This window comes from Methylobacterium sp. WL103 (genome assembly GCF_008039885.1).
Lineage (GTDB): Bacteria > Pseudomonadota > Alphaproteobacteria > Rhizobiales > Beijerinckiaceae > Methylobacterium > Methylobacterium cerastii.
In genome coordinates, this window is the sequence record NZ_VRUX01000036.1 from 1 (window position 1) to 17,989 (window position 17,989).

Sequence of the window (17,989 nt, forward strand, 5' to 3'; positions counted from 1 at the left end):
GGGCAGGCCGGACAGGATCACCGCGAACTCCTCGCCGCCGATCCGGCAGGCGACCGCGTCGAGGCCGGCCAGGCGCTGCAGCACGCACGCGGCCAGGGCCTGGAGGACCGCGTCGCCGCGGTGATGGCCGAAATGGTCGTTGAACCGCTTGAAGTGGTCGGCGTCGAGCAGCAGCAGCGCGATCGGCTCCCGATGGCGCACGGCGCGCTGCCAGGCTTCGTCGAGGGCCGCGTCGTAGCGGCGGCGGTTGGGCAGGCCGGTGAGGCTGTCGGTGAGCGCGAGGCGCGACAGCTCGGCGTTGGCGGTGCGCGCGGAATCCTCCGCCACCGTGCGCTGGGTCATCTCCCGGTGGAGCACCAGCATCGAGCCCAGGGTGACGCAGATCAGGCCCAGGATCAGCGCCGCGATCCAAAGCGCCTTCGAAAGCCAGACGGCGCGGATGCTGTCGACGCCGGTCGAGACGTTGACGACGAGCGGCAGGCCTTCGAGGTTGGCGAAGGCGTAGAGGCGGTCCTTGCCGTCGAGCGTGGAGGTGCCGACGAACATCCCGCGCCGCTCCTCGCGGTGCCGCAGGAAGGCCGGCCCGTCCGCGACGTTGCGCCCGACGTAGCCTGCCCCGTAGGGATGCCGCAGCATCAGCGTCCCGTCCTGGTGGAAGACGTTGATGTGGGCGCCCGGATCGATCCGCAGCCGTGCGAACTGCGACTGGAAGTACGACAGGTGGATCGCCCCACTCACCATCCCCCCGAACGTGCCGTCCGCCTTCACGATCGGCCGGCTCAGGCCCATGATCGACCGGCCCGAGATGCGCGACGTCCGCGGGCCGGTGATCACCAGCCCGGCCTGCGGGTCGGCCTTCAGGCGCTGGAACTCGGGCAGGTCGGCGACCGAGTGGCGGCTCGTGGTCTCCGGGTCCGAGGTGATCTGGACCTGGCCGGAGGAGTCGACCAGGGCGATGACGCCGAGGCCCGCCGCCGAGGCGGCGTTGTCGAACAGCACCTCGCGCCGCAGGTCGGGCGGCAGCTCGATCAGGTTCGGCTGGGTGGCGCGGACGGCGGCGGCCTGGAGCGACAGGTCGTACATCACGACGTTGCGGGACACGGCCTCCTCGATCATGCCGAGCAGGTTCTGTGCGTTCGTCTCGGCGCGCCGCCACGCGCCGTCGCGCAGGTCGTAGATCAGGTAGGCGCCGAGGATCGCGAGGCAGGCGGTGACGCCGATGCCGAACCGGGCGATCAACAGGGAGGCACGGTCCTTCCGCAGGGGCGCCGTCGCGGCGGACGCCAGGTCGGCGAGCACCGACCTGGAAAGCTTCGCCTTGCTGGCAAACATCGATTTGGCAGACATCGACCGCGGACCCAAACTCGAAGCCTCACGACGATGATGCAAGCGAGAGAAGTATTTTAGCCTAACGCGCCCAATCTGTAGTAGAAAGACTGATCAACATGCTGAACGCTTCGTCAATCGCAAGTCCGGCGCACCCCTCTGACGTTGCAAGCGATGCCGGCGAGGCCTTTCCGAGGCCTACACCGACGATCAATCGCCGAGGCCGAACAGCTTCTCGATGAAGTTCCGGTCGTCCGCGTCGCGGGCCGCCGGACGCCGCGCGGCTGTGGCCCGGGGTGCCGGGGCGGGTGCGGGCGGCTCGCCGAAGATCTGCCCGAGGATGTTGCCCGGGTTCGGCGCGCTCGCCACCGAGGCCGTCGTCTCGGGCGCCTTGCGCCAGCGGTTGAGGCCGGGCAGCGGCACCGGCGTCTGACCCTTCAGGGCGACGCTCATGTAGGTCTTCCAGATCTCCACCGGCAGGTTGCCGCCGGACGCCTTCTTGGTCGGCTCGCCGTCGTCGTTGCCGAGCCAGATCCCGGTGACCAGGCTGCCGGAATAGCCGATGAACCAGGCATCGCGGAAATCCTGGCTGGTGCCGGTCTTGCCGGCCAGATCCCAGCCGGGGATGTCGCCCTTCTTGGCGGTGCCGATCACGAAGGTCTCGTGCATCATCGCGTTCATCATGCCGACGGCGTTCGGATCGATGACGCGACCGAGGCCGCCTTCGCCGCGCTTGTACAGGACCTTGCCGTCGACGCCCTTCACCCCGGCGACGACGTAGGGGATCACCCCCGTGCCGCCGTTGGCGAAGGCACCGTAGGCCCCGACCATCTCCAGCGGCGTCACCTCCGAGGTGCCGAGCGCGATCGAGCCGTTGGCCTGCAGCGGCGAGGAGATGCCGAGCCGCTGCGCCGTCTGCACCACCGCCTTGGCTCCGACCTCCTGGCCGAGGCGCACGGCGACCGTGTTGAGCGACAGGGCGAGCGCGGTGCGCAGGGTGACCGGTCCCTCGTACTGGTGCGAATAGTTCTCGGGCTGCCAGTTGCCGATCTTGATCGGCGCGTCCTCCTTGACCGTGTCCGGCGTCGCCCCGCGCTCGACCGCGGCGAGGTAGACGAACGGCTTGAACGAGGAGCCCGGCTGGCGCTTGGCCGTGGTGGCGCGGTTGAACTGGCTCTGCGCGTAGTCGCGCCCGCCGATCAGCGCGCGGATCGCGCCGTCCGGCCGCATCGAGACGAGCGCGCCCTGGCCGACGTTGTAGCGCCCGCCCTTGGCGTTGAGCTCGTCGACGAGCGCCTTCTCGGCGGTCGCCTGCAGGGTGGTGTCGATCGTGGTCTGGACGACGATGTCGCCCTCGATCGTGCCGACGAAGTCGTCGAGCACGTCCATCACCAGGTCGGCGACGTAGTTCGCCGAGCCGCCGCCGCGGCTGCTCGCCGGGCGTGCCGGCTGGGCGAGCGCGACCTTGGCGTCCTGGGCGGTGATGAAGCCGAGCTCCTGCATCGCCGCGACGACCTGGGCGGCGCGCGCCTGGGCTGCCGGCAGGTTGCGGTTCGGCGCCAGCCGCGAGGGGGCCTGGACGAGGCCGCCGAGCATCGCGGCTTCCGCGACGCTGACGTTCTTGGCCGGCTTGCCGAAGTAGCGCTGCGCCGCCGCCTCGACGCCGTAGGCGCCGGCTCCGAAATAGACCCGGTTCAGATAGAGCTCGAGCAGCTCGTCCTTGGTGTACTTGTGCTCCAGCCAGAGGGCGAGGATCGCCTCCTGGATCTTTCGCGAGGCCGAGCGCTCGGGGGTGAGGAACAGGTTCTTGGCGAGCTGCTGCGTCAGCGTCGAGCCGCCCTGGGCGACGCCGCGGCGCGTCAGGTTCTGGCCGATGGCGCGCAGGATGCCGACCGGGTCGACGCCGAAATGACTATAGAAGCGCCTGTCCTCGATCGCCACGAAGGCGCGCGGAAGGTAGGTCGGCAGCTCCTTGATGCCGACGACGCGGCCGCCGGTCTCGCCGCGGTTGGCGAGCAGCGAGCCGTCGGATGCCAGGATGGCGATGTTCGGCGGGCGCTTGGGCACCGCGAGCTGGTCGATCGGCGGCAGCTGCGAGGCGTGGTAGGCGATGAGGCCGGCGATGCCGACCACCGCCCATAGGCCGAGCACCCACCCGGCGTAGACGAGGCGCCCGAGCAGGGATCGCCTGCGGACCTTCTTGCCCCCGCTGCGGCGCGCGCCGCTTTTTGCTGCGGGCTTCGCCCGGCGGCTGCCCTTGTCCTCGCCGTCCCGAACTCTGCTCGCCACGCCGCCTCCCGGGCGATCGTCCCGCGACAGGCGCAGGTCCGCGCCGCCCCGACCTGCGCCGCGCCCTTCGGGCACGTCGAAGTTCGGTTCGCCCCGGCCGTCCCGTCCGCGTCCGTTCGCCATGCGTCCCGTCTGTCCTGAGGCCCCGTGGGCACGCGCGACGCGAAGGCTGCGCGCGGCGATCGTCGGAGGCCCGGTTCCGCACGGTAAATGCGGCGGGTTTAAGGGATGTTAACCGCCGATTTTCAGAAGTCGTTGAGGATCAGGCACTTGGGTTTGGGCCGGCAGGATTCTCCCGGGATCCGCGGTGGCGCGCCGACGGTCTGCGCTCGGCCGCTTGGGGCATTTGCTAAGCCTCGGCGCGCATGATGCGCTCCGCCTCCAATCCTCGGGTGATGCCATGAGCGACAATCGACGCAACACCCCGCGCAAGGATGCCTTCCAGGTCGCGAGCCTGTTCGCCGAGAGTGGTGCGGACGCGCAGGAATGTCTCGTCTGGGACGTGTCGGCGACCGGCGCTCAGCTCGAGCTTGCGCCCGAGGTCGTCGTGCCGGACCGGTTCACGCTGCAGGTGACCGCCTACGAGCCGCCGCGGCGCTGCCGCGTCGTGCGGCGCGAGGGCCGCCGCCTGGGGGTGTGTTTCGAAGGCTGAGGCCTGAGGACGCTGCGATGGCCTCGGACGGGGCAGATCAGGCCGCCTGAAGCGCCGGCGCCTGCGAGTTCGCTGCGGTCGCGATGTGGAACGCCTTCGGACGGACGAACAGGACGCGAAGCGCGGTGCCGCGCACCGCACGCTCCAGCGCCAGCGGCACGATCACGGCGACCGCCATCACCGTCAGGCTGGCGAGCCCGACGTCGGCGATCAGCCCGGCCTTGACCAGCAGCGTCCGCGTCGCGGCCATCGGCAGGAAGAACGCCAGATAGATCACGATCGAGCGCCGTCCGCAGGCGCGCAAGGAAGTGGCGACCGGCCCGCCGGCCGCCGTCAGGAGCGCCGCGCCCGAGACGATGGCGAGGGCGCCGGCTCCGCCTACGATCAGGGCGACCACCGGCAGACTGGCCAGGGTCGGGTAGCCGGGAAGGCTCGACGGCGTGAAGGCGAGCCACGCCTCGATGCCCGCCCAGAGTAGCAGGAACGTGCAGGCGATGCGCGGGGCCGCCGCCGCCCGGTCGGCCAGGGCGAAGATGCGATCGGCGAAGACGTACCCGGCCAGGAAGTAGACGTAGCGGGCGCAGAACTCCTCCGCGAGGTAGGATGGGGTGGCGATGGGCACGACCTGCAGCAGCGCGGCGCCGGCCAGCAGCACCGCGGGCGGCACGCGACGCAGCATCTTGGTCGCGACCGAGAACACCGCGAGCAGGTAGATGAACCATAGGGTCGAGTACGGCTCGACCAGTGCGTTCAGGAGGTGGGTGGCGAAGGCGCCGGGGCCGGCCTCGCCGACGATCGCCGGGTATTTCGCCAGCGACTGGATCACGACCCAGAGCCCGTAGAAATACGCGAAGTGCACCACGCGCCGGTCGGCGAACAGGCGCCACGGGCGATCGATCACCCGTCCGAGGAACAGGCCCGACAGCAGGAAGAAGTCAGGGATGCGGAACGGCTTGGCGAAAGTCACCACCGTGTGGAGGAACCCCTCGCCCTCCATCGCCGCCCCGGTCCCCAGGGTGGAATGCATCATCACCACGAGGAGGATGCAGATGCCCTTGGCGACGTCGACCCAGGCGAGACGCAGCGCCTCCGCCGGCACAGCCGCGCCCGCCTCCCCAAACATCGCCGCCTCCCGAACGTTGCGCGGACGCAACCCTGAAGCGAGACCCGTAAAGGCCGCCTGAGCCGGCTGGCGCCATCGCGCAACATGGCGAACGAGGGGTAAACCGAGGGCGCCTGCGGGGCGGGACCAGATCCGGCGCTGGTCAGCTCTTGCTGTGGTCAGCTCTTTCTGTGGTCAGCTCTTGCGCTTGGCCGCGCGGCGGTCGCGCGTCATCCGCGTGGCGGCGTGGAAGTCATCGGGCTTGGTCCGCACCCAGGCGATGAAGCGGGCGATCTCCGGTTCGGCCCGCAGCGCGGCCACGTCGGCGAGCCGGCGTGCGAGTTCGGCTTCGCTGTGGCGGGCATGGATCGCCGAGTGGCAAACCTGATGCAGCCGGACCGTAATGCCGTGGGTGCCTCCCTTCAGCTTCGGCACGAGGTGGTGCAGGCTCGACCGGGCGCGCGGCGGGATCGGCCGCTCGCAGAGCGGGCAGATCACCGGTTCAGGGCTGCGGGCCCACGGGTCTGGTTCATCCTCGCGCCAGCGCCGTTCGCGTCGCCCCAAAGCCCCGTCTCCCTCCACATCCGCGCCCTCCAGAATATGGGATCGGCGCAAATTCGGGGCGCGGCGTCACGGCGTCGCTGCGGCGGGCGTCGGGCATGCTGCGCGAAGGGAATCGCCGAACATCGTCTCGGCCAGCCGGTCTCGGGTACCGAGCACCGAGACGTGGTCGCCCGCCACAGACTCGAAGCGCGCGCCCTCCCCCGCCGCCGTCGCAAGCCGGCGCCCGAGCTTCACCGGGACGACGCCGTCCTCGGTGCCGTGGACGATCAGCACCGGGCCGCCGGCCCGGGCGATGCGCGCGTCGGAGCGCCAGGTATCGCGGAGGAGGAAGGTCGGCGCGTAGGGGAAGGCGAGGCGGACGATGCCGGGCAGCGAATCGAAGGGCGCCTCCAGGTAGAGCCCGAGATGCGGCACCCGCTCGGCCACCGCGACCGCGACCGCCGCACCGAGGGAATGGCCGTGCAGCAGGATCGGGGCGCCGGGCGCGCGCCGTACGGCTTCGGCCACCGCCGCGAGCCCGTCGGCGATCAGCCCGTCCTCGCTCGGCGCGCCGGTCGAACCCGGATACCCGCGATAAGAGATCGCCAGCACGCCCCAGCCGGCGGTGGACCAAGGAGGGGCGGAGAACCGCGCCGCGGCAGGCTCGGGCCGCGAGCCGTTGCCGTGGAAGCTGACCACGACGCCGCATCCCGGCCGCGGCGCGCGCCACAGGGCGTGCAGGCGCTCGTCGTCGGCGGTGAGCAGGGACAGGGCTTGCGTGCCCGGCGGCACAGGCAGCCGCGCCCGCGGGCCGGCGATGAAGGCGCCGGGATAGATCAGGCTGCGCTGGAACAGGCCGAGCGCCCCGAGCATCAACGCGAACAGGCCGAGGGCGGCGGCCGCCAGGACGAGCAGGATTCGCATGGGGCTCCGTCGCGTTTCCCGCGGGACCCTACACCGATCCGAGACGACGTCGGCATCCGTCCGTTTCCGCCTGATCCGGCCGGCGCATTGACAAAGTCCGGCGGCCCGCGGAGATTCGAACCATTCCGAGGGGGGCCCCACGACCGGGGGCTGAGAGTGGACGCGACGTCCTGACCCTTGAACCTGATCCGGCTCGTACCGGCGGAGGGACGGGAACCTGCGGCGCCTCATCCGGCGCCCGCCGCTTCATCGCATCTCCGTCGCGGCGCGCCGCATCGCCCCAATGCCGGGAGATCCGACGATGAATGCGCCCGTCCTGTCCAAAGACGTCAAAGGTAGCCCCGAGACCGTGACCACGGGTCCGGTCACCGGTTCGCACAAGGTCTACGCGAGCGTGGCCGGCCGGGAGGACATCCGGGTGCCGTTCCGCGAGATCGTGCTCACCGACCCGAACGAGCCGGCGGTGCGGGTCTACGACCCGTCCGGCCCCTACACCGAGACCAACGCCCGCATCGATCTCGCCAAGGGCCTGCCGCCGGTGCGCGACGCCTGGATCGCCAAGCGCGGCTACGCCGCCGTGCAGCCGCGCGTCGTCAAGCCCGAGGACAACGGGTTCGTGCCCGCCGACAAGCTCGTGGCCCCCTGCCCCGCCGAGCGGACCATCCGCAAGGCGGAGCCCGGCCAGATGGTGACCCAGTACGAGTTCGCCCGCGCCGGGATCGTCACCGAGGAGATGATCTACGTCGCCCACCGCGAGAACCTCTGCCGCGAGCAGATGCTAGACCGAGCGCATGCCGCGCTCGCCGACGGCGAGAGCTTCGGCGCCTCGGTGCCGCCGTTCATCACCCCCGAATTCGTGCGCGACGAGGTCGCGCGCGGCCGGGCGATCATCCCGGCCAACATCAACCACACCGAGCTGGAGCCGATGGCGATCGGCCGGAACTTCCTGGTGAAGATCAACGCCAACATCGGCAACTCGGCCGTGACCTCCTCGGCGGCGGAAGAGGTCGAGAAGCTGGTCTGGTCGATCCGCTGGGGCGCCGACACGGTCATGGACCTCTCGACCGGCCGCAACATCCACAACATCCGCTCGTGGATCATCCGCAACTCGCCGGTCCCGATCGGCACGGTGCCGATCTACCAGGCGCTGGAGAAGGTCGGCGGCGACCCGCTCAAGCTCGACTGGGAGGTGTTCAAGGACACGCTCATCGAGCAGGCCGAGCAGGGCATCGACTACTTCACCATTCACGCGGGCGTGCGCCTCGCCCACGTGCCGCTCACCGCGCGGCGCGTCACCGGCATCGTCTCGCGCGGCGGCTCGATCATGGCGCGCTGGTGCCTGGCCGGGCACCGCGAATCGTTCCTCTACGAGCGCTTCGAGGAGATCTGCGACATCTGCCGCGCCTACGACGTCTCGTTCTCGCTAGGCGACGGCCTGCGGCCCGGCTCGATCGCCGACGCCAACGACGCGGCGCAGTTCGCCGAGCTCGAGACCCTGGGCGAGCTCACCAAGATCGCCTGGAACAAGGGCTGCCAGACCATGATCGAAGGGCCAGGGCATGTGCCGATGCACAAGGTCAAGGTCAACATGGAGAAGCAGCTCGCCGAGTGCGGCGAGGCGCCGTTCTACACCCTCGGTCCGCTGACCACCGACATCGCGCCGGGCTACGACCACATCACCTCCGGCATCGGCGCGGCGATGATCGGCTGGTTCGGCTGCGCGATGCTCTGCTACGTCACGCCGAAGGAGCACCTCGGCCTGCCGAACCGCGACGACGTGAAGACCGGGGTGATCACCTACAAGATCGCCGCGCATGCCGCGGACCTCGCCAAGGGCCACCCGGCGGCGCAGCTGCGCGACGACGCCTTGTCGAAGGCGCGCTTCGACTTCCGCTGGGAGGACCAGTTCAACCTGGGCCTCGACCCGGACACGGCCCGCGCCTACCACGACGAGACCCTGCCCAAGGACGCCCACAAGGTCGCGCATTTCTGCTCGATGTGCGGGCCAAAGTTCTGCTCGATGAAGATCACGCAGGACCTGCGCGCCGAGGTGCTGGCGATGGAGGCTGCGGGCGAGGTGCTGAACACCGCACCGATCCTGACGAGCGCCGAGCGCGAGGCCGGGATGGCGGAGAAGTCCCGCGAGTTCCTGGCCGAGGGCGGCAAGCTCTACGTCGACGCCGCCGAGTAGCAGTATGGGCGAACGGTCCGCTTCGACCGTTCGTTAAAAGTCTTCCGACATCGTTGCCGGTCCGTTCAACCTGGCGGACGGCAACGGTGCAGGGGACGCAAGTCTTAAGGTCTCCTTCACGCGGCGGACCTTTGCTGGACCTCATCAGCAATGTGATGAGGAGCGTGCCATGCGCGTATCCGGCCCGAGTCCGATAGCCTCCACTCCGCCGCCCTCCCCCGCCCCGGCGGTGGCGGCGAACGATCCGCGGGCGGCACCCAGCCCTCCGCTCGATCCCGCAGTCCGCCTCGACATCCGCGTCGACGGCCGGTCTCCCGCAGCTGTCCAGAATCCGAAGCCGGTCGAGACACCGCCGGCCGGGAAGACCGAGCGTCGGGTGACCGTCGACGCCGACACGAAAAGCATCGTCTACCAAGTCATCGATTCGAGCTACGGGAACGTCGTCGTCCAGTTGCCTGATCCGGCGGTCCTCAAGAGCCGTGCCTACGCGGAAGCCGCGGCGGCCAAAGCCCAGGCCGAGCGGCCCGTCGACCGCACCGCCTGAGGCGCGAACCGGACACGACGAACGCACTGATCGGAAACGAGAAAGGCCGGGCTCCAGGAGCCCGGCCTTTCTCGTTTCCACCTGCCGATTGCGTCGCCCAACCCGTCGGCGCAAGCCCAGATCCGAGGAGCCAAATTCGCCTTGCGGCCACGAAAATGGCCCCCGGAGCCGAAAGCCACAGGAGCCAGAGTCGCAACGGTGTTCCGTCGGGAAGAGGACGGCCGCCCGGATCGGGGCGGCCGCCGTGGCGCTTAGCGGAGGAGCTGCAGGACGCTCTGCTGGGCCTGGTTGGCCAGCGACAGCGCCGAGATCGTCAGCGAGTTGCGGGTCGAGAGGGCCTGGGAGTTGGCAGCCTCCTCGTTCAGGTCGGCGCTGGTGAGGTTCGACGAACCGGTCTGCAGCACGTTGATGATGCTCTTGTTGAAGCTCTGACGGTTCTGCACCACCGAGAGGTTGGAGCCGAAGGTCGAAGCCTGGGCCCGCAGCGCAGAGGAGGCGGTGGACAGCGATGAGATCACGTTGTTGGTCGCCGAATTGTCCTCGAACTCGTTGGCGCCGTTCTGCCCAAGCTTCGACAGACCCAGGCCGGCGGCGTCGAACTGGACGCCCTGAAGGTTCAGCGTCGAGCTGCCCTTCTCGTTGAAGGTCAGCTTCAGCGTGTCACCGTTCAGCAGGTTGACCCCGTTGAAGGACGAGTCCTGAGCCGTCGTCTTGATGTTGTCGAGGATCGAGTTGAACTGGCTCAGGAGCGAAGAGCGGGTGGCCTGGGAGTTCGCGTCAGCCACCGGTGCAGCGGCCGCCGAGAAAACGCTCGCGGCGGTGCCGCCGATTGCGCCACCATCAGCGGTGCTGCCGATGGTCGAGGACGCGTGGTCGTTGGTGGTCTGGATCGTCAGCTTGCCACTCGCATCCACCGTCGCCGACAGGTTGTTGGCGCTAAGCTGGGTGTTGAGCTGATCCAGCGTCTTGACCGTGCCGTTGGTACCGTCGCCGAAGGTGACGTTGACGGCAGTCCCCTTATTCAGCGATCCGAAGGTCAGCGTCTTGCCGGACAAGCCACCGGGCGTCGATGACCGGGATGCGGTGAAGGTGGTGTCGGTCCCGGCATTGCCAGCCAGGCCGAGCGCGGACAGCGCATTGCCTGTGCCGGTGATGCTGAGGTCGGAAGTGGTTCCTGTGCTGAGCTTGAGAACGCCGCCCGAGATGCTGGAGGCAGCGACGCCCGAGACGGCAGCCGGCGTGGCGGCGCCGCTAGCGATGGTGGCGGTCTGCGCGCCGGTTGCGAAATCGACGGCCTTCAGGACGTCGGCAATCGAGCCGGCCTGGAGGAAGACGGTCGAGTTGCCACTGCCGTCGGTCACGACGTTGCCGGACACGCCCGAGCCGGATGCAACGTTCGCAGCCGCCGGGGTCTGAGCGTTCTTGAACGTGATGGTCTTGCCATTCACGTTCAGGGTCGACCCGTCCTGGATCAGGCTGGAGGTCGAGGTCGAAACCGTCGCACGCGTTGCCGTCACCGTCGCCGGGTTCGAACCCGTCGCCGTGGATACACCCAGGGCCTTCAGGAGATCCGCTTTGCCGGTGACGTTGAGGTCGGAGCCGGTCGAAGAGTTCAGAGTCACGGCACCAGTCGTGATGCTCGAAACGGTCTGGCCAGAGCTCGTCGTGATCGTCGCGGCACCGGCGGTGCTGTTGACGGCGGTTTTGACGCCGCTCGCGAGATCGACCGCCGTCAGAAGGTCGCCGACCGTACCGGCGGGCGTGGTGGTCGTTCCGAGGTAGACAGTCGAGTTTCCGGTACCGTCGGTCAGGACGTTTCCGCTCGTGCCCGAGCCGGCCGGGATCGATGTGCCGGTCGGCGCGCTGCCGGCGCGGAAGGTGATGGTCTTTCCGTTCACCGAGAGCGTATCGCCATCGGCAGGCTGAGCGTTCCCCGCAAGACCCGTGGCCGTGGCGCCGCCGGAGGCGATCAGGGTTATGCTGGGGGTCAGTGCCGCCGAGCCGTCGCCCGCGGTGGCTGCAGTGCCGACCTTCGCAGCGAGCGTGCCACCAAGCGTCGTCGATCCGGTTGCAGCGGTCGTACCGCCTGCAGCACCACTGAAGATCCCGTTGCTTGAAGCCAGAGCGTTTGCATACGAGGTCGTGCCACGGAGGTCGGCAGCGGTCGCGCCGGTGATCGTGGTCGAGACGTTCGACTTTGTGGAGTAACCGATCGTGCTCTGAAGCGCCTGGTTGGCGACCGACTTCGCCGAGTCGACCAGCTTCTGCAGCGAGGTGAGGCCGGTGTTGGCGGCCTGGATCACCTGGACGCCGTTCGAGATCGAGTCGAGCAGGTTCGAGAGGTCGTTCGAGCGGCTGTCGAGGCCCTGAGAGGTGAAGAACGAGGTCGGGTTGTCGAGGGCCGAATTGACCTTCTTGCCGGTCGACAGCCGGTTCTGGGTCGTCGCCAGCAGGCTGGCGGTATCCTGGGCGACGAGGAGGTTCTGACGCGTCGCAGACGAAAGCGTGATGCCTGAAGACATGAGATTCGATCCATTCTGATCGGTGCGCCTCCCATTTTGGAGGCTGCCGCCAGAAACCACGTCCGCGTTGCCATCGGCTTAATGCGGATGGTGAAGGAATCTCTCCTCGCGAACACCGTATATCCAGCTATCTCGAATTTCGTATACGTATGAATGACTTGCCCAACGAACAAGTGGGATGGATTTACGAAACGTTTACCCGAATTCTGCAAAGCTCGCCCGAGCGAAACCCGGGTGATCCATGCCTCTCAAGATCGAGCTAAAGCCGTTCGAGCGTTTGCTGATCGGCGGAACGGCGATCCGCAACGGATCGCGCCGCTCCAGCTTCGTCATCGAGACGGTGACGCCGTTCCTGCGCGAGAGCGACATCATCCTGGAAAGCGAGGCCGACACGGCCTGCAAGCGGCTCTACCTCACGCTGACCGTGATGTACCTCGCCTCGAACCCGCCTGAGGCCGAGGACGCCTTCGTCGTCCAGGCCACCGAACTGATGAAGGCAGCCCCGAGCATGGCCCCGTACATCCACGACATGCACGAGCATATCGCGAGCGCCGACTTCTACCGGGCGCTCAAGCGGTGCAAGGAGCTGATCCAGTACGAGCTGGAGCTCGCGCAGCGGCTCAAGGCTTGAATTTCGGTTTCACACCGAGGCAATGGTACGATCGGGGGAAAACGGATGGTCAGTCGGCGTCTTCACGGCACGACACCGTCCTGAAATGGCCACGCCTTCAAACCACGGAGGCGCTCTTTATAGAGCGGGCAAAGGCGGGAAGTCTTTTCGGACGCTTCCGGCTCCCGTCCGCAATTCAAGATGACTTGGCAGGTGTGGTCGGCCGTCGCACGGCCTTCGGCATCCGGCGGTGCGCGATCGAAGGCCATCCACGCGCGCACGGCACAGCTCGGGTCTCGTCGACCGCATCGTACCGGTCGTGCAGACCGACGCCGCGCCCCCGTCGCGGAGGCGCAGCTTATTCGGCGATCAGGTGCGCAGACCCGCGGCGACCTGCTGGTTGATGTTGATCAGCGCCGTCAGGTTCTCGGGCTTCGGTTCGACGAGGGTGTCGACGATCCGCCGGAACACGAACACCGAAAGGCCGGCGATGTTGTCCTTGACCTCGGACGGCAGCGGGTTCTCCGGAGCCGTCGCGCCGGTCGCGAGGAGCGTCCAGACCTTCTGATTGAAGTTCAGAGCCTTGTTCAGCGAGCCGCCGGCATCGTTCCAGTTGTCGCGCACCGATTCGAGCTGGCGCGCGGCCTTGATCAGCACGGCGGCTTCAGCCTCGCGCGGGCTGAGCACGCTCTGCGCGGTGCGGGCATAGGCGTTTGCAGCGAAACTCATCGATCGGCGGCTCCCCCCGCGGGCCGGCGGGCACGGAGCGCCTTTATTGCAGACCGGCGTTAACGACCTGTAAGCGCGCCGGTCACGCCGCCCGCTTCTTACCTTTCTTCTCGCGCCCCTGCCCCGGCGCGCTCTTGCCGGCGCGGGATCGATCGAGGACGAACTTGGCGTACTCGTCCATGTCACCGGCAAACGGTCTCACCGTGTTGTCGGCCGCGAGCCACAGGCGGTCGGCGACCAGCTCCATCAGCGAGCGGTCGTGGGTGATGAGGATGACCGCGCCCTCGTAATCGTTCAGCGCATCGAGCAGCGCCCGGCGGCTGTCGATGTCGAGGTGGTTGGTCGGCTCGTCGAGGATCAGGAGGTGGGGCGCCCGCATCGCCACGAGGTTGAGCAGCAGCCGCGCCCGCTCGCCGCCCGAGAGCGAATCGACCGTGGTCTCCTGCTTCTCGTAGGCGAGGCCGAAGCTCGCGAGCTTGCCGCGGCGCGCCGATTCGCTGTCCTCCGGGCGCTCGCGCCGGATGATCGCGAGCGGCGTGTCCTTTGGGTCCATCGCCTCGATCTGGTGCTGGTGGAACCAGCCGACCTGCACTCGGCCTTCGCGTGTCATCCGCCCCGAGCGGATGTCGAGGGCGCCGGCGGCCATCTTGGCGAAGGTCGACTTGCCGGCACCGTTGACGCCGAGCAGGCCAATGCGGTCGTCGATGTCGAGGGTCAGGTTCAGGTCGCGCAGGATCGCTGGGTCGTCGCCGTAGCCGACCTCGACGTCGGTGAGATGCATCAGCGGCGGCGCCAGCGGGCGCTTCGGCGACGGCAGGTGGAACGGCGCCACGTGCTCCTCGATCGTCGTCGCGATCGGTTCGAGCTTGGCCAGGCGCTTGACCCGTGACTGCGCCTGCGCCGCCTTCGAAGCCTTCGCCTTGAAGCGGTCGATGAAGCTCTGAAGATGGGCGCGCTCGGCGTCCTGCTTGGCCTTGGCCGAGAGCTGGAGCCGGGCCTTCTCGGCGCGGCGCCGCTCGAAGTCGTCGTAGCCGCCGGCGTAGAGTTCGAGTTGCCCGTTGGCGACGTGCAGGATCGAATCGACGGAGTTGTTCAGCAGCTCGCGGTCGTGGCTGATGATCAGCGCCGAATGCGGATAGCGCTTCAGCCGCGCCTCCAGCCACAGCGCGCCTTCGAGGTCGAGGTAGTTCGTCGGCTCGTCGAGCAGCAGCACATCGGGGGCGGTAAACAACGCCGCCGCCAGCGCGACCCGCATGCGCCAGCCGCCGGAGAACTCGGACATGGGCCGCTCGAGGTCGGCCACCGAGAAGCCGAGGCCCGCCAGGATCTCGCCGGCGCGGGCCGGCGCCCGGTCGGCATCGATCTCGATCAGCCGGCCGTAGATCTCGCCCATGCGCTCGGGCTCGGCGGTCTCGAGCTCGGCGTAGAGGGCGTCGCGCTCGACGTCGGCGGCGAGGATCGTGTCGATCAGGCTGACCGGCGTCGCCGGATGCTCCTGATCGACGGCGCCGATGCGCGCGGTCTTGGGCAGGAACACCGTACCAGAATCCGGCTGGAACTCGCCCAGCACGATCTTGAACAGGGTCGACTTGCCGACGCCGTTGCGCCCGACGATCCCGACCTTGGCGCCGGGCGGGATCGCCACGCTAGCCTTCGTGAAGAAGCGCCGCCCCCACATGTTGAAGGTCAGGTCATCGATCTGCAGCATGATAGGGGTCACGGGGTGGGAGCGGAGGCGCTCCCCACTCCCTACCGCACTGCAGCAAATAGTGCGAGCGACGCGGCCCTACCGTGTGGCGGCGGTGGCGATCGCCTTCGTCAGGGGCGCGGCCGGCACCGTGTTCTCCCAGAAGCGCCCGGTCTTCGCGCGCTCGAAGCCGGCTTCGTAGAGGTTGCGCATGTAGGTGGTGTCGAAGCCGTCCGGCGTGGCGAGCTTAGGCCCGTCCTCCGGGATGTAGGTGAGGTTGAAGCCGATGCCGTTCTCGCGGGCGAAGGCGTACGTTGCGGCCAACGTCTGGCGGCTGCGCGCACGGCTCGCGGTGGTGAAGGAGCGCCCGACGATCGACAGGGTGTTGTTCTGCGTCACGTCGAATTCCGGCTCCAGGCGGCCGTTGATGATGACGTAGATCCGCCCCCGCTGCCCGGTTTGCAGGCGCTTGTCGCGGAGCAGCAGGGCCTGCGGCAGGGTGAAGACCGGCGTGACCACGGAGCCGTCGACATGCAGCTCCTGGAAGGCGCGCCCGTCGGCCTGCACGTCGATGAGCTGGGGCGGGAACACCGCCGGGATGCTCGCCGACGCGGTGAGCACGTCGCGGAACAGGTCGACCGCGTTCGGCGCGCCGCTCGCGGCGATGGCGCCCATGTTCCAGATCGTGGCGCGCTGGCTGTCGAGGTTCGTCGTCACCACCAGCAGGCGGCGGCCCTTGGCGTGCTCGGCGGCGATGGCCGCGAGCAGGTCGGCGTTGACGTAGCGGCCGACGAGGTCGCGCAGGCGCCCGTCGCCGAACAGGCCGGAGCCGAACAGCACGTTCACCACGCTCGGGCTCTGCACCAGGGTACCGGCGATGCCGCTGGTGTAGATGTCAGTGAGATAGGAATCGTACGAGGTGCCGAGGAACGCGAACGGCGCGATCAGCGATCCCGTGCTGACGCCCGACACCAGCGAGAATTCCGGCCGCGTGCCCGAAGCCGACCAGCCGTTGAGCACGCCGGCCCCGTAGGCGCCGTCCCCGCCGCCGCCGGACAGGGCGAGATAGCTGAAGCCCTGGCGCTTGTTCTGGGGGGTTGCGGCCATCTCGGTGAAGGTCTCGACCGAGGCGTCGGAAAACACGCGCGCGCCGGGGATGCCTGGCACGCCGGCCACCGCCGCCTCGGCGGCCGTGTACGGAATCCTCGGCACCGAGGAGCAGGCGGCAAGCTGGGCCGCAAAAGCGAGCACGAGGCACTCGCGCAGCCAACCATATCGACGCGACATCGTCAAAAAACCCCAAGCCCGACGAGCGCCGTCACGGCAAGCGAACGAGCTTGGCCATAGTACCGTTCCTGGCCTTCGGCGGCAATGGAACCGTACGCCCACAGGTGGTGCACCAGGGTCACACGCGTGCCGTCCGGAACGCCTGGGTTCCCGTGCGGACATTGGTCGGTGGACAGCCTTCGCTCCGGTTCCCGCGCCCTTGCATCGGCGGAGAACGGTCCTGTAGGTTGACTGCGTCGCCGGATGCCTCAGGGGGGTACGGCGTCATGACCAGCGGCGCGCACGACGGGCTTCGCGCCGGCCTTGTCCCGAGCTTCGGGAGCGGCCGGATCGCGAGGACAGGTCGCGTCCGATCCGCGCCTTCACTGCCGGGGATCGAGGCAGCCCGCGGGTTCAGATCGGGAGGGGCGAGACCATGGATACCATCTTGAGTTGGACGGACGAGCGGGTGACGCTGCTGCGCCAGCTGTGGGAAGACGGCCAGAGCGCGAGCAAGATCGCGGCGCAGCTCGGCGGCGTCACCCGCAACGCGGTGATCGGCAAGGTGCACCGGCTCGGGCTGTCCGGCCGCGTGTTGAAGCCGGTCGAGGATGCGACGGCCGCCCGGCGCAAGCCCGCCCAGGAGGTCGAGATCGAGACGGCCATCGCCGTGGTCGAGGTCGAGGCGCCCGAGCCAGTAGCGATCCTTTCGCACCGGCTCGCACCGGACTTCCCCGTCCCGGCCGCCAAGCCCGAGCCCGTGGCGCTCGCCGCCTCGCAGCGGGTGACGATCATGGACCTCCGGGAATCGATGTGCCGTTGGCCGATCGGCGACCCGACCACGCCGGAATTCGGATTCTGCGGCGCGCGCTCGATCACCGGCCTGCCCTACTGCACGCACCACGCCCAGATCGCCTATCAGCCGGCGGCCGAGCGCAAGCGCGACCGCCGCGTGGCCGGCTTCCGCTAAGAGACCTCAGGGGCCGAGAAGGTCGATCAGGTAGGGGATCAGCGGCTCGTCGGCCGGCGGCATGGCGAGGTCGCGGAGGTCGCGCGGGCGCACCCACTTGATCGCCTGCCCCTCGAGCGAGCGCGGCGTGCCGTTCCAGCGACGGCAGACGTAGAGCGGCATCAGAAGGTGGAAGTCCGGGTAGGCGTGGCTCGCGAAGGTGAGCGGCGCCAGGCACGGTTCCTCGACGCGGATGTCGATCTCCTCGGCGAGCTCGCGGATGAGCGTCGCCTCGGGGCGCTCGCCCGGCTCGACCTTGCCGCCTGGGAACTCCCAAAGCCCCGCCAGCTGCTTGCCGGGCGGACGCTCGCTGACGAGCACGCGGCCATCGTGGTCGACAAGCGCCACGGCGACGACGAGGAGCAGGCGCACCGGCGCAGGCACGGCGGTGCTCATCGGCCGATCGCAAAGGTGGCGGTGACCTCGGCCGAACTGCTGATCGTCCCTGCTTCGATCGGGACGCGCTTCGGCGATGCCACAGCGCGGCTCGCCTGAAGTCCCATCGGGACGGACGTGCGGTTCGCGACGAGCGAGCAGAGGCTGCCCAGCCGCGCGCCGACGGCTTCGGCGAGCGCCGCAGCCTGCGTGCGGGCAG

Annotated in this window: 16 protein-coding genes and 1 riboswitch; of the genes, 5 read left to right on the plus strand and 11 right to left on the minus strand. The window is 68.8% G+C overall.

What is annotated here, in order from left to right:
• Together FV222_RS04565 and FV222_RS04570 are read right to left on the minus strand one after the other, a co-directional pair.
• The coding region (locus tag FV222_RS04565) for a diguanylate cyclase (protein ID WP_147813192.1) at positions 1-1,347 on the minus strand (1,347 nt) is incomplete at its 3' end.
• A gap of 189 nt (positions 1,348-1,536) precedes the next feature.
• The gene (locus FV222_RS04570; RefSeq protein ID WP_147813195.1) at positions 1,537-3,738 is read right to left on the minus strand and encodes a transglycosylase domain-containing protein; all 2,202 of its coding nucleotides are present in this window, start codon (positions 3,736-3,738) and stop codon (positions 1,537-1,539) included.
• A 277-nt stretch (positions 3,739-4,015) separates the two neighbouring features.
• Here FV222_RS04570 and FV222_RS04575 point away from each other — a divergent pair, with 277 nt between their 5' ends.
• Complete coding sequence (locus FV222_RS04575) at positions 4,016-4,267, plus strand: PilZ domain-containing protein (RefSeq protein ID WP_147761445.1); 252 nt, start codon at positions 4,016-4,018, stop codon at positions 4,265-4,267.
• A 37-nt stretch (positions 4,268-4,304) separates the two neighbouring features.
• On the opposite strand, the gene FV222_RS04580 is transcribed toward FV222_RS04575, so the two are convergent.
• The 3 genes from FV222_RS04580 to FV222_RS04590 form a co-directional block, all read right to left on the minus strand.
• The gene (locus FV222_RS04580) at positions 4,305-5,390 is read right to left on the minus strand and encodes an acyltransferase family protein (protein WP_147761446.1); all 1,086 of its coding nucleotides are present in this window, start codon (positions 5,388-5,390) and stop codon (positions 4,305-4,307) included.
• Positions 5,391-5,564: 174 nt separating this feature from the next.
• On the minus strand, positions 5,565-5,933 hold the full coding sequence (locus FV222_RS04585; protein ID WP_147761447.1) for an HNH endonuclease: 369 nt from the start codon (positions 5,931-5,933) through the stop codon (positions 5,565-5,567).
• Between the two features lie 66 nt (positions 5,934-5,999).
• Positions 6,000-6,836 (minus strand): alpha/beta hydrolase, encoded by an 837-nt coding sequence (locus FV222_RS04590; protein ID WP_147761448.1) that lies wholly within the window; start codon positions 6,834-6,836, stop codon positions 6,000-6,002.
• 118 nt (positions 6,837-6,954) lie between these two features.
• Positions 6,955-7,063, plus strand: a riboswitch (TPP riboswitch).
• A 74-nt stretch (positions 7,064-7,137) separates the two neighbouring features.
• On the opposite strand from FV222_RS04590, the gene thiC reads away from it, so the two are divergent.
• Together thiC and FV222_RS30600 are read left to right on the plus strand one after the other, a co-directional pair.
• Positions 7,138-9,027, plus strand: coding sequence for a phosphomethylpyrimidine synthase ThiC (gene thiC, locus FV222_RS04595; RefSeq protein WP_147761449.1), 1,890 nt, complete (start codon positions 7,138-7,140; stop codon positions 9,025-9,027).
• A 376-nt stretch (positions 9,028-9,403) separates the two neighbouring features.
• Positions 9,404-9,571: a hypothetical protein gene (locus FV222_RS30600; RefSeq protein ID WP_210248451.1), complete on the plus strand. Its 168-nt coding sequence runs from the start codon at positions 9,404-9,406 to the stop codon at positions 9,569-9,571.
• Between the two features lie 251 nt (positions 9,572-9,822).
• Here the strand turns inward: FV222_RS30600 and FV222_RS04600 are convergent, their stop codons facing one another.
• Complete coding sequence (locus tag FV222_RS04600) at positions 9,823-12,093, minus strand: DUF1522 domain-containing protein (protein WP_147763853.1); 2,271 nt, start codon at positions 12,091-12,093, stop codon at positions 9,823-9,825.
• 241 nt (positions 12,094-12,334) lie between these two features.
• Here FV222_RS04600 and FV222_RS04605 point away from each other — a divergent pair, with 241 nt between their 5' ends.
• Entirely contained in the window at positions 12,335-12,724 is a 390-nt protein-coding gene (locus FV222_RS04605) for a flagellar biosynthesis repressor FlbT (RefSeq protein ID WP_147751610.1), read from the plus strand.
• Between the two features lie 348 nt (positions 12,725-13,072).
• Here the strand turns inward: FV222_RS04605 and flaF are convergent, their stop codons facing one another.
• The 3 genes from flaF to FV222_RS04620 form a co-directional block, all read right to left on the minus strand.
• A complete protein-coding gene (flaF, locus tag FV222_RS04610) occupies positions 13,073-13,432 on the minus strand; it encodes a flagellar biosynthesis regulator FlaF (RefSeq protein WP_147751609.1) in 360 nt (119 codons plus the stop codon).
• 82 nt (positions 13,433-13,514) lie between these two features.
• On the minus strand, positions 13,515-15,140 hold the full coding sequence (locus tag FV222_RS04615) for an ABC-F family ATP-binding cassette domain-containing protein (protein ID WP_147813197.1): 1,626 nt from the start codon (positions 15,138-15,140) through the stop codon (positions 13,515-13,517).
• Positions 15,141-15,218: 78 nt separating this feature from the next.
• Complete coding sequence (locus FV222_RS04620; protein ID WP_147813199.1) at positions 15,219-16,406, minus strand: patatin-like phospholipase family protein; 1,188 nt, start codon at positions 16,404-16,406, stop codon at positions 15,219-15,221.
• A 415-nt stretch (positions 16,407-16,821) separates the two neighbouring features.
• Between FV222_RS04620 and FV222_RS04625 the strand changes: the two genes are divergently transcribed.
• Positions 16,822-17,355 carry a GcrA family cell cycle regulator gene (locus tag FV222_RS04625; RefSeq protein WP_147763856.1) on the plus strand — a complete coding sequence of 178 codons (534 nt, stop codon included), beginning with the start codon at positions 16,822-16,824 and terminating at the stop codon, positions 17,353-17,355.
• Between the two features lie 6 nt (positions 17,356-17,361).
• On the opposite strand, the gene FV222_RS04630 is transcribed toward FV222_RS04625, so the two are convergent.
• Both FV222_RS04630 and FV222_RS04635 read right to left on the minus strand, forming a co-directional pair.
• Positions 17,362-17,778, minus strand: coding sequence for a (deoxy)nucleoside triphosphate pyrophosphohydrolase (locus FV222_RS04630; RefSeq protein WP_147813203.1), 417 nt, complete (start codon positions 17,776-17,778; stop codon positions 17,362-17,364).
• An 8-nt stretch (positions 17,779-17,786) separates the two neighbouring features.
• A partial coding sequence (locus FV222_RS04635) for an SIMPL domain-containing protein (protein ID WP_147813201.1) occupies positions 17,787-17,989 on the minus strand: 203 nt, incomplete at its 5' end.